Annotated in this window: 8 protein-coding genes and 1 tRNA gene; 7 read left to right on the top strand and 2 right to left on the bottom strand. The window is 66.5% G+C overall.

The genetic code is table 11. From position 1 onward, the window contains the following. The 5 genes from N2M23_RS16955 to N2M23_RS16935 all read left to right on the top strand — a co-directional run bounded on the left by N2M23_RS16955 (position 1) and on the right by N2M23_RS16935 (position 4,763). Positions 1-1,398: a nucleobase:cation symporter-2 family protein gene (locus N2M23_RS16955; protein ID WP_265447121.1), complete on the top strand. Its 1,398-nt coding sequence runs from the start codon at positions 1-3 to the stop codon at positions 1,396-1,398. Positions 1,399-1,491: 93 nt separating this feature from the next. Further along, positions 1,492-3,522, top strand: coding sequence for a phosphocholine-specific phospholipase C (locus N2M23_RS16950; RefSeq protein WP_265447120.1), 2,031 nt, complete (start codon positions 1,492-1,494; stop codon positions 3,520-3,522). Between the two features lie 84 nt (positions 3,523-3,606). Further along, on the top strand, positions 3,607-4,029 hold the full coding sequence (locus N2M23_RS16945) for a DUF3052 domain-containing protein (protein ID WP_265447119.1): 423 nt from the start codon (positions 3,607-3,609) through the stop codon (positions 4,027-4,029). Next, positions 4,026-4,496, top strand: coding sequence for a peroxiredoxin (locus N2M23_RS16940; protein WP_265447118.1), 471 nt, complete (start codon positions 4,026-4,028; stop codon positions 4,494-4,496). The genes N2M23_RS16945 and N2M23_RS16940 overlap by 4 nt, the downstream gene beginning before the upstream one ends. Positions 4,497-4,687: 191 nt before the next feature. After that, a tRNA-Val gene (locus N2M23_RS16935) sits at positions 4,688-4,763 on the top strand. Here N2M23_RS16935 and N2M23_RS16930 read toward each other — a convergent pair. Continuing rightward, positions 4,720-6,444, bottom strand: a complete 1,725-nt coding sequence (locus N2M23_RS16930; RefSeq protein ID WP_265447770.1) for a recombinase family protein — start codon at positions 6,442-6,444, stop codon at positions 4,720-4,722. The genes N2M23_RS16935 and N2M23_RS16930 overlap by 44 nt on opposite strands. A gap of 420 nt (positions 6,445-6,864) precedes the next feature. On the opposite strand from N2M23_RS16930, the gene N2M23_RS16925 reads away from it, so the two are divergent. Beyond that, on the top strand, positions 6,865-7,563 hold the full coding sequence (locus N2M23_RS16925) for a hypothetical protein (RefSeq protein ID WP_265447117.1): 699 nt from the start codon (positions 6,865-6,867) through the stop codon (positions 7,561-7,563). Between the two features lie 31 nt (positions 7,564-7,594). Here N2M23_RS16925 and N2M23_RS16920 read toward each other — a convergent pair whose 3' ends face one another. Beyond that, positions 7,595-8,401 (bottom strand): APH(3'') family aminoglycoside O-phosphotransferase, encoded by an 807-nt coding sequence (locus N2M23_RS16920; RefSeq protein ID WP_265447116.1) that lies wholly within the window; start codon positions 8,399-8,401, stop codon positions 7,595-7,597. A 268-nt stretch (positions 8,402-8,669) separates the two neighbouring features. Here N2M23_RS16920 and mobF point away from each other — a divergent pair, with 268 nt between their 5' ends. Further along, the gene (mobF, locus tag N2M23_RS16915; protein ID WP_265447115.1) at positions 8,670-12,131 is read left to right on the top strand and encodes a MobF family relaxase; all 3,462 of its coding nucleotides are present in this window, start codon (positions 8,670-8,672) and stop codon (positions 12,129-12,131) included. The last annotated feature ends 159 nt before the right edge of the window (positions 12,132-12,290 follow it).

Below are 12,290 nucleotides of genomic sequence, written 5' to 3'. Positions count from 1 at the left end.
ATGACTGTTCGCGCGCCCGAACGTCATCCGGTCGACCAGACCATGCCGTTGCTGCAGTCCGTCCTCTACGGACTGCAGCACGTGCTGTCGATGTACGCCGGGGTGGTGGCCGTCCCGTTGATCGTCGCGGGCGCGCTCAAGCTCGGCGCCGCCGACACCATCTACCTGGTGTCGGCAGCGCTGCTCATGTCGGGCTTCGCGACGCTGCTGCAGACGCTCGGCGTATGGCGGATCGGGGCCCGGCAGCCGATCGTGCAAGGCACCTCCTTCGTGGCCGTCTCGACGATGCTGTCGGTCGGTGCCGCGGCGGGCGGCGGGCACAAGGGACTGCAGGCGATCTACGGCTCGCTGATCGTCGCCGGGGTCGTCGGCTTCCTGGTGGCTCCGTTCTTCACCCGGCTGCTGCACTTCTTCCCGGAGGTCGTGACCGGGTCGGTGATCACCATGATCGGCCTGTCGCTGGTGCCGGTCGGCGTGCAGTGGGCGGCCGGCGGGGTCGGCGCGAAGGACTTCGGCGCACCGAAGAACCTCGGCATGGCGTTGCTGACGCTCGCGATCGTGGTGCTGATCTACCGCTTCCTGCCCGGCTTCTTCGGCCGCATCGCGATCCTGCTCGGCCTGGTGGTCGGCACCCTGGTCGCGCTCCCGCTCGGGATGGCACACGTCGACGCGATCAACGACGCCCGGGTCTTCCAGGTGCCGACGCCGTTCCACTTCGGCGCGCCGACCTTCACGATCAGTGCGATCGTCTCGATGATCATCGTGATGCTGGTGATCATGACCGAGGCGACCGCCGACATCCTCGCGCTCGGCCAGGTGACCGGGAAGCCGGCCGACCGTGACACGGTCACCGCGGGCATCCGGGCCGACACGATCTCCACCGCGATCGCCGGGGTCTTCAACGGGTTCTCGCTGAGCGCGTTCGCGCAGAACGTCGGGCTGGTCGCGATCACCGGCATCCGCAGCCGGTATGTCGTCGCCGTCGGCGGCGGCATCCTGGTGCTGCTCGGGCTCTTCCCCGTGCTCGGCGCGGTCGTCGCCGCGGTGCCGCTGCCGGTGCTGGGCGGCGCCGGACTGGTGCTCTTCGGCACGGTCGCGGCCTCCGGCATACGGACTCTGCGGGAAGTGGACTTCTCCGGCAACGCCAACATCGTGGTGGTCGCCTGCTCGCTCGGCTTCGGCATGGCGCCGATCGTGCAGCCGGACCTCTACGCCAAGATGCCGGACTGGTTCCAGACCATCTTCGATTCGGGCATCACCTCAACGGCGATCGTGGCGGTGCTGCTCAACCTGCTCTTCAACATCATGGGACGGCGCGAACCCGACGAAGGGCCGGTCTTCAGCCATGCGCCGGCGCCTGCGACCTTCGGTGCCTCGTCGACGGGCGACCCGAGCTAAACCGAATCTTTGCCTGCCCTTCACCCCCGGATGACCGTGAGAGGGGCACGCTGGCAGATGGCCCGAACACCCCTGCCAGTGAAAGGCTTTCCCGTGCCTGATCTCGATCGCCGCCGGTTCCTCCAGATCGCCGGAGCTACGGCTGCCGCGACCGCCCTGACCCAGAGCGTGGCGCGAGCCGCGGCCATCCCGGCATACCGGGGGAGTGGATCGCTCGCCGACGTCGAGCACGTGGTGATCCTGATGCAGGAGAACCGGTCCTTCGATCATTACTTCGGCACGCTGCGCGGGGTGCGTGGCTTCGACGACCCGCGGGCGGCGCTGCTGCCAAGCGGTCGCCCGGTCTGGGAGCAGCAGGACGCGGCCGGCGTCGTCGTGCCTTTCCGGCCCGACGTCGACAACTACGGCACGAAGTTCCTGGAAGGGCTCGACCACTCGTGGAACGGCGGCCACGACGCCTTCGCCGGTGGTCGCTACGACCGGTGGGTCCAGGCCAAGAGCGGCGTCACGATGACGCACATGCGACGCGGCGACATGCCGTTCCACTACGCGCTGGCCGACGCGTTCACGATCTGCGATGCCTACCACTGCTCGCTGATGGGACCGACAGATCCGAACCGCTACTACATGTGGACCGGCTGGGTCGGCAACGACGGCAAGGGCGGCGGCCCGGTGATCGACAACGCCGAGGCCGGCTACGGCTGGAAGACCTACCCCGAACGCCTTGAGAGCGCTGGGGTTTCGTGGAAGGTCTACCAGGACATCGGCACCGGACTGGACGCCGCCGGGTCGTGGGGCTGGGTGGACGACGCCTACATCGGCAACTACGGCGACAACTCGCTGCTCTACTTCGACGCCTACCGCAACGCCGCTCCCGGCAGCCCGCTTTTTGAGAAGGCGCGCACGGGCACGAACGCCAAGGCGGGTGAGGGCTATTTCGACCAGCTGCGTGCCGACGTGCAGGGCGGCAAGCTGCCCCAGGTCTCCTGGATCGCCGCACCCGAGGCGTTCAGCGAGCACCCGAACTGGCCGGTGCAGTATGGCGAGTGGTACGTCTCGCAGGTGCTCGACGCGCTCACCTCCGATCCCGAGGTATGGCGCCGCACGGCCTTGTTCATCACCTACGACGAGAACGACGGCTACTTCGACCATGTCGTCCCGCCCTACGCGAACGTGTCCGGTTTGCAAGGGGATTCGACGGTCAGCACGCAGTTCGAGGGTTACCCGGGCGGCAACGGGCAGCCCGCGCCATACGGTCTGGGGCAGCGGGTGCCGATGTTGGTCGTCTCGCCGTGGAGCGTCGGTGGCTGGGTCTGCTCGGAGACCTTCGACCACACCTCGATCATTCGCTTCCTGGAGCGCCGCTTCGGCGTGCACGAGCCGCAGATCAGCCCGTGGCGGCGCGCGGTGTGCGGCGACCTGACCGCCGCGTTCGACTTCAGTGGCACGGGGACCGCGAAATCCCTTCCGGCACAGACCAAACCGGACGACGACAGCCGGCACCCGAGTTACGTGCCGCCGACCCCTCGTGGCGGCACGGTGCCGCGCCAGGAGTCCGGCACCCGGCCCTCGCGTCCGCTGGGCTACCGGCTCGCCGTGGACGCGCAGCGGGTCGGTGACCGCCTGCACGCGACCTTCCGAAACGACGGGACGCTGGGTGCGCACTTCCAGGTGCGGTCGAACGACGTCGCGGGTGCGCCGTTCAGCTACACGGTCGAGGCCGGCCGGGAGCTGACCGCGTCGTGGCCGGTCGCCGCGTCATACGACGTGCAGGTGCACGGCCCCGGCGGGTTCTGGCAGCGGCTCACGGGCGGCTCCGGCAGTGAGCCGCAGGTGCAGGTGCGCCAGGAGGGCAACGGCGTGGGACGGCTGATCGTGCAGGTCACCGGCCCGGCCGAGCGGGCGCTGACCGTGCGGGTGCGCGACAACTACGGCCACACCAAGGACGTACGACGGCACACCCCCGCGGGCAAGCGGACCCAGGTCGTCACCTCGACCGGCAGCACGCAGGGCTGGTATGACCTGACGATCACCGTCGACGGCGACGACACCTGGGGCCGGCAGGTGGCCGGGCGGGTCGAGACCGGCCGCGCATCGGTCAGCGATCCGAAGATCGGCGCCTGATCCCACCGTCATCCCACCGTCCACCACGCGGCGAAATGACCGGCTCCGGTTGCAAACCCCGCCCGATCCTAGTGAACTACGGCCATGGCAACTGAGGCCCCGAACACGGGACTGGCGGAAAGGCTCGGCTTCGAGAACGACCAGGTGGTGCAGGAGCTCGGGTGGGACGAGGACGTCGATGACGCCGTTCGCACCCAGATCGAGGACACGATCGGCTCCGGCCTGGAGGACGAGGACTACGACGGGGTGGTCGACGCGGTCGTGCTCTGGTGGCGCGACGGCGATGGCGATCTCATCGACGACTGCGTCGACGCTCTGACCAACCTGGCGGACAAGGGTTTCGTCGTACTCCTCGTGCCGGGTGCCGGGCACCCCGACCACGTCGACGCGAGCGACATCTCGGAGGCGGCGCAGACGGCCGGGCTCAACGCCGGCACGTCGACCCGCGCCGGCGACGAGTGGATCGCCACCAAGCTCGTGCAGGGCGGGGTGGCCAAGCAGCGATGAGCGACACGTCCGTCGCGGTCGGCGACACCGCACCCGACTTCACCCTGCGCAATCAGAACGGCGAGGAGATCACCCTCGCCGAGCAACTCCGGCAGGGACCGGTCCTGCTGGTCTTCTACCCCTTCGCGTGGAGCGGCATCTGCACCGGCGAGCTGTGCTCGATCCGCGACGACCTCGCCGGTTACACCGGCGAGGGCGCGGCGCAGGTGCTGGCGATCTCCTGCGACCCGATGTTCACGCTGCGCGCCTGGGCCGACGCCGAGGGCTACACCTTCGGGTTGCTGTCCGACTTCTGGCCGCACGGTGCAGTCGCGAGCGACTACGGGGTCTTCGACGCCGACTCCGGTATGGCGATCCGCGGAACCTTCCTGGTCGGCACCGACGGCAAGGTCGTCTGGTCACAGGTCAACGGGCCCGGGCAGGCGCGTGACTTCGCCGGCTACCGGGACGCGCTCGCGGCGCTCTGACCGGCCGGGCCACGCGCGTCCTGGCCGGCAAAAGTCGACCCTCGGCATACGAACGCGCCGAAAAAGACGCGTTTCCCGGCGCGTCGGTCTGCCGAGGGTCGAGTTTTGCGCGACCTGGCCGGGAGGCTCGGTGTCGAGTAGCGCGCGACCTGGCAGAATGTGCCGCGCCGCGTGACCGTCCGGTCGTGCGAGGGCCTGTAGCTCAGTTGGTAGAGCACCGCGTTTACACCGCGGTGGTCGTCGGTTCGAGACCGGCCGGGCCCACCAAAAGTGTCTTACGGGAACAGGCGACATCGGAAGATGTGGGTTGTTCCCGTAAGTCGTTTCTGCCCCCTCGCTCATGCCCCGCGCCTGCGTCGTCATCGTCTTCTTCGCTGCTTTCGCGGATGATCGTGGCGAATGGTTCAGCGAGCTTAGGGCGTAGCTGCTCGTCGTCGGTGATGTCGAGGCGGGCGTAGAAGGCTTGGTTCGCGAGCCGCCGATCCGCGTCACCGGATCGGGCATAAGCACGGTGCGCGTCAGTGAGTAGCCGCAGGCTGTCGTGGAGGAATGCCCTGCCGCCGGTGTGGTGCTTGTCGTGCTCAGTAAGCCGCTGGTTCACGTCTGCCAGACCTGCTCGGATGCGGTCTTGGTGTCGTTTCAGAGTAGATAGGTCGATCGCGTCGGCGAAGTGCGCGGCCAGCAGTTTGTCACTTTCTGCTTCGAGTTTCTGGCGGTTCGCCATGAGGTCGGCGATTTCTTGGTCGCGGCCAGTCATGCGTTTATCGAACGCCGCATCCACTTGGGCAGCGAGATCACGGTAGGTCTGGTCGCTGATGGTGATGTTTGCGTAGGAGTCAGCGACGAGGCGTTCAGCGACCGCGACAGGCACCGCCCGCCTGGTGCAACTGGTCTTCTTTGCGGCTCTGCCGGAGCAGATGAAGTAGGCGTAGGTGGTGCCGCGCGGGTTGGTCGCGAAATCGAGCAACATGCGTGACCCGCAGGTGCCGCAATGCAACAGGCCTTTGAGATGGTGGGCGTGCTGGACGTGCCGTGTCTGTTTCGCGGTGCGCGCTTTCAGGAGCGACTGCACTTGATCGAATAGAGCAGGCTCGATGAGTGGTTCGTGCGCGCCTGGATACAGGGCACCTTTGTAGCGGATCACACCCGCGTAGTACGGGTTCGTCAGTACCCTATACAGGCTGTTCTTCCCTAGCTGTTTCGCGGGGCGCTTCGGTGTCGGCACCGATACCAGTCCACGCGCGGTGAGGTCGCGCAGCAGCCCCGTCACCGAAGTCTCGCCCTCGGCATAGCGTTCGAATGCCCACCGGATCAGTGGTGCGCGCTCGGCATCGACTTCCACTGTCCTGACTTCACGGCCATTATCGTCCGTCGTGCGAACGTTGAGGTATCCGATGGGCGCGCGCATCGGGGTGCCGCCTTGGGCGATCTTCTGCGATAAGCCTTTGGATACTTCGGTGGCGAGGTTTCGGCTGTAGAACTCCGCAATACTCGACATGATCCCATGCACGAGCATCCCCGAGGGTGTCTGGTCGATCGACTCGGTCGCTGACACGAGTGTGACGCCCGCTGCGAGCAGTGCTTCTTGAATCTTCACGTCATCGGCACGGTTGCGAGCGAGCCGGTCGAGCTTATGCACGATACAGAACGTGACCCGCGACGCGGCAATGAACGCCAGCATCTCCTGCAACCCATCACGATCAGCAGATCGCGCCGATTCCCCGGCGTCGATGAACTCGTGAACGATGCGCGCCCCGAGTTCGTCAGCTTTGCGCTGGTTCGCTTCACGCTGCGCGGGGATTGAGAACCCCTCGTCTGTACCGCCGCGCTCAGCCTGCTCACGAGTAGACACCCGCAAGTAAGAGACGGCAAGCAGCACCGGCACGTCGCTGGCACGGCTGCCGATCGTGCTTGCCGGGGCGAGTGTGGAAGCGGTCGTGGTGCTCATGCGGTGCTCCTTCGATGGTGCTCGACCTCCATTGTCCGCTGACTATCTGCGTTGCTGCCAGATGTATCAATGGCCAGGTCGTCGGGTAGCGGGAGGTCATAGGGGTCTGGTTCCCCAGCCTGGTGCGCGTCGTAGCGGGTCTGGGCGATGTTCAGCACCCACTCCACCAACTTGCGCATCTCCGGCTCCGTCCGCCGCGTAACCCGCAGACGCAACTGCCCCGGATCATTCCGAGCGCCCGACCCGAGCACACCCGTGACCCGCGACGCGCGTCGCGGTCGCTCAACTTGGGTAGATCGGGCCGGATCACTCATCTCTAACTCACGGAACAGCAGGTACGCCAGTAGCGTCAACGGTAACACAATCATGGCGTATTGGCTATTGCGTGAGATTGGGGTGGGTTTCCGGTAGGATGAGGGCATGATCGAGGACTTGGAGCGCATCGACCTGCTGGTGCCCGCAGACCTGCCTGCGGGTTGGCAGATGCCCGATGCCTCGCCTATCGACCCCGACCGCGACAGTTCCCAGATCGACCATGCGTTGCGTTACGAGCAGTGGGTCGATCCCGTACCGGGTCAGGATCGGCGACTGCACTCTAGTCACAACAACACCGACACGGGGCGTTGGTTCTTGATCCAGCACGTCGAGTCGAACACGCGCGTGCTGCTGCGTCTGCAACGCCAGTACCTGCTAGATGAGGAACCCAAGGGCGAGGTGCGAATCACCGGGATCGTCTACCTGCCCGAGTGGGCGGGTGACTCGGTGGCAAGCCCGATGCTGCGCAACCTGCCGACCTCGCGGATCGAGGCGGCGATCAACCGCCGCCAGTTCGCTGTCACCGGAGCCAGCCGTTTCACTGGCGGCACCATGACCATGCCCTCTGGTCGCACCCTGCGTGCTGAGGACGTGATGAAGCCGTTGGGGAACCCGAAACGCACCCCAGACTTTTACGAAGTCGTCGCCTTGCAGCACGCCCGCCTCGTAGATGACGGCGAGCCAAACCCGACCGCACGCATGGCTGACCTTAGCCGCGTGCCCCTCTCGACCGCGCAGGGCTGGGTCGCCCGCGCACGCCGTAAAGGCCTCCTCCCACCCGGCAGGCGAGGCCGCGCCGGGTAAGAGCTTCCGTCGGCGGCCTGACTACCAGTTATTACCAGGTCAGCGGGTCGAGTCTGAGGTAGAAGTCCAGGCGGTCACGGTCGAGGGTGATGCCGTACCGGGAGGCGAAGTCGTGATCCGCTTGGCGGGCGGTGCGTTCATCGGGCCAGGTCTCGCGGGCGTTCGCCAGCAGCAGCGCAATGTCGGCGTAGGGATCAGCACGCCCAAGACGCCCGAGGTCGATGATCCCGGCGACAAGCGAGGTATCGGGGTCTACAAGGATGTTGGGGAGGCAGAAGTCTCCGTGGCAGACCACCGCATCGGTGGCTTCCTGTTTTCGACGCAACCGGAGGTCGCGTTCCAGGCCGTCGAGGATCACAGTCGGCGGGGTGTCGATGAGGTGCTGGGGAAGGAACTCAGCGTGGACGCGGTTCTCGGCGACTGTCGTTCGCGCCAGCGCCATCATCTCGTCCAGTGTCCTGCTGTATGGGCATGTGCTGACAGGCAGGTTGTGCAGTCGATGCAGGGTGTCGGTGATCGACGGCCAAGCCTGCGCGAGCTGGGCCGGATCGAGCCGGACAGCCGGGACGCCCGCGACTGCACTGGTGATGAGGGCGGCGCGGTGCTCGGTGGCGCGCCAGTCGAGCACCCTGGGGCCGGGGATTCCGGTGCCCGAAAGCCACTCAATCCGATCGCGCTCAGCCTCTAGCGTGCTCACGGCGGCAGCGGAGACTATCTTGGCGAACCGGCCCCCGGAGCTGTGCCGCAGCGTGCTCGCGCCGGACTCGCCATCCGTGACGGGCGACCACGCCGAGGCCTCGGGGAGTAGTCCGGTCAGTGGGACCGAGAGAGACGACATGCATTCCATCATCTCGCGCCCAGCCGGGTGGACGCGAGTGAACTGCCCGCACGGCGCTGCGTCACGACCACCGCATCTGCCCTGACTGACACCGCACCGCGCCCCTTTCGCTGAACCCTCCGAGCGCGCCCTCGCCACACGCCGCCGCGCTTCCGCATCCCGCCGCCTGCTCCCAGCACCTCCCTGGTTCTTGCCTCTGTTCTTCTGAATGGACATATGCTAACTTAGGTAGTGGCAGATACGCCAGTTAGTGACGAGGTAATGAAGGGTGGCGGTCGAGATGCGTGGCGGCGTGATCCCGTTCCGGGGCACCGGGGCTGACGCGCTGCGGTATGTCGAGGCTGACCGTGCTCGTGCTGACGACTACTATCTGGGGGCGGAGGCGACTGTCGCGCAGTTCGCGGCGCTCGATAGTGACGGCACGGTGTCTGCCGAGTTGAGTCTTGATCCTGCTGCGTATGCGGGCTGGGTGGATTGGATGAACCCGCTGACCGCGGAACAGATGGGCAGACCTCGCCGTGCGGGGTCGGATCGGCAAGCCTCGCCCCGGTTTATGGAAATGGTCATCAACACCCCCAAGAGCTTGTCGATCGCTGCCGCACTGCACCCGGAAGTGTCGGAGGCATTGGATACGGCGCAGCAGGGTGCGCTGGCGGAGATTCGCCGCTGGCTCGCCCAGCACTCCGTCACTCGTGTCGGTTCGCTGGGCGCGCAGGAGGTCGTGCCTATCGAGAGTATGCACGTTGTTGGCATCACGCACCGCACCTCGCGTGCAGGTGACCCGCATCGGCATATCCACATGCAGATTGGTAACCGTGTCTTTGCAGCGGGGAAGTGGCGTGGCCTCGACACCGCCGCCCTGTTCAAGCAGCAGGGTGCGATTCGTGCCCTCGGTACTGCTGTGATCGCCGCCAATCCTCAGCTTGCGGCGGTGCTTGATCGGCATGGTCTCACTCTTGACCCGGTGACTGGCGAAGTCACCGAGCTTGAGCCGTTCAACGCGGTCATGTCGAAGCGTGGCGAGCAAGTGGAGAAGAACTTGGAGCGCCTCGAAGCCGAGTGGGAGGCTGCGCATCCGGGCGAGACGATGGGGCCGGTTGTCTCGTCGCGGCTGCGGGCGAAGGCGTGGGCGCACGAGCGGCCCGCAAAGAAGCCCACCAGCTTGAGGGAAGAAGTAGCCTGGCGCACCGAACTCCGCGAAGCCGGCTACGACCCCGAACACCTGGCGCGCCGACCAGCACCGGTGCCGGTAGTGACGGATGACCTCTCCGTGCAACAGGTTGCGTCGCGTGCGCTGGATCGGTGTGCTGCCGGTGGGTCGGCGTGGACTCGCCACACCGTGCAGGAGCACGCAACCCGGATCATTACCGAGGCTGGTGTGCGTGGCACCCCGCAGGAGTTGCGGGAGTTGATCGCGGTTGCGACCGCGTTGGCGGTTGAGGATTGCTTCTCGATCCTCCCGCCCGATACCGCTACACCGGAGCATGTGGCGCACCTGACGAGCTTGCGGGTGGTGCAAGTCGAGACGGAGCTGCGCGATCACATCAGCGCACGAGTACCCGAGCAGGAGCCGGAGCACGCTGATGTGCGTGAGCACGCGGCAGCGCTCGGGCAGCAGCTTGACCCTGGGCAACTTGAGGCCGCCGCAGCCGTCGCCTCGACTGATCCGCTGGTGATCGTGGAGGGAGCAGCGGGCGCGGGCAAGACGACGATGCTCGCCACCGCGATCCGCGCCACCGACGAACGCGGCGGGAGTGTGCGGGTGGTTGCGCCGACGAAGCGCGCCGCTGAGGTCGCGCATCAGGAACTCGGCGTGCCCGCAGAGTCGGTCGCCTCGCTCGTCTACGCGCACGGGTGGCGGTGGAACGAGGACGGCGTATGGACACGCCTTGCATCCGGCGATACCGACCCGGTGACGGGCGCAACCTACACCGGCCCGCCACAAACCGCACAGTTGCGTCGTGGTGAGCGGATCGTCGTTGACGAGGCGGGAATGCTCGATCAAGACACCGCCCTTGCACTGTTCACCGTTGCAGCGGAGACGGGCGCAACGCTCGCGCTCGTCGGGGATCGCGCGCAACTGCCCGCAGTCGGCAGGGGCGGCGTGCTCGATATGGCTGCGCAACTGCGGGGCCGCACGTTCGACATGGCCGAAGTACACCGCTTCACAGACCCCACCTATGCCGAGGTCACGGTGCAGATGCGCGACCGCCACAACCCCGACGAAGTATTCGACCGACTGCAAGAACTTGGGCTGATCCGGCTACATGCCGACACCGACAAGCTGCACGCACATCTCGCCACCAGCAGGCGCGACGGAGAGGCTGTCACGGTCGCATCGAACGATGAAGCGGCACAGTTGAATGACCGTATCCGAGATGAGCGGATCGCGCAGGGCGACGTAGACCGCGCCGTGACCACCACGGGCAGCGACGGCCTCAGCATCGGGTGCGGTGACTTGATCCAGACCCGCAAGAACCGCACTGACCTGGGGGTGGCGAATCGGCAGCAGTGGATTGTGCAGCACGTCGAGCAAGATGGTTCGCTCTGGGTGCGCGACGCGCATAGCGACCGCAAACGCGAACACTCCCTGCGTCTGCCCGCAGAGTATGTGCGCGAGCACGCCCACCTGTCCTATGCCGCCACCGCTTACGGGGTGCAGGGCGTGACTGTGCCCGCCGCGCACACCGTGCTTGGTGAGCAGATCGGCGGCGCGGCGGTCTATGTCGGCATGACCCGAGGCCGAAACGAGAACACCCTGCATTTCGTCGCTGAGGACATGGCCGACGCACGGGCACAGTTCATCGAAGCAATGGAACGCGACCGCGCAGACCGAGGACTCGCAGACGCTACCGAGCGTGCGGCAGAGGTGGTGCGTGGCCTCGTGAAGTTCGTCAACGATGAGCTTGCCCGGCTCATGCGCGAAGCCGACCGTGCTGAACGAAAGGCCGAGAACTGGGATCGGGTTGCGGAACGCCTCGACCACCAGCAGGCCACCCACCGAGCGGAGGACGAGCAGAGCAGAGAGACGATCCGCGCAGCCGAGGCGCGCGCAGCAGAGGCCCGAACCGAGGTCGCGGCAGCATTGAAACCGCAAGCGACCGAGGATGCCGGAGCCTACCTCACTGCAGTTGCCAATGAGAGTGCCGCATCAGAGCGTCTGGCAACGGTCGGAAGATTCGGGCGACGCAAGGCACGCAAGGAGCACCAAGCCGCGACCGAGCACACCCGCACGACACGGGAGCGGGTGCGCGACACCTGGGGTGCACCACCACGAAACAGCGACACGCTCACCGAGTGGGCGACCACCGCCGCCGAGCGGCGCGCCGAGGACGACCCGCGCGTACTCGACACTGCCGACGCTCTCACTGATGCGCGGTCAGAGAAAACGGCACTCAAAGATCGCCACGACCACGAACGCCTCGCACTACTCGCACAAGAGCTAGGCGCTGAGCGCGTGCGCCGCGACTCGATACGAGCACGGTTGATCCACCCCGAGCGCGAAGCCAGCGACGCACAAACCCAGGCAGCCGAAGCTCGCCGCGAAGCCGAGAATCTGCGCGCACTGCCTCCCGAGGAAGCCGCCGCACAGATCGAAGCGAAGCGGGCAACGGCAGAAGAACAGACCCGGCAACGCGCAACCGACCGCGAGCGGCAGCTACGCGGCTCGCTTGACCGGACGGGCACGCACACCGAACCAAACCGAGACAGCCCCAGTCTGAGCCTGTGAGCGAGTCGTCTCCCGTTGGGCCGCGATCTACCGCCGGTAGCCTCCGTCTGCCCGCCTGTCCATTCAGAAGAATTGAGGGAAGTAGAAGATGGCTTGGGGTGCAGAACGAGGGTGCAGAACGAGGCTCGTACCGGGAAAGTTGCTCGGGTGCATCAGTTG

It is taken from the genome of Flexivirga meconopsidis (assembly GCF_026162425.1).
Lineage (GTDB): Bacteria > Actinomycetota > Actinomycetes > Actinomycetales > Dermatophilaceae > Flexivirga > Flexivirga meconopsidis.
Note: the sequence above shows the minus strand (reverse complement) of the source record. Positions and strands in the feature narration are given on the sequence as shown.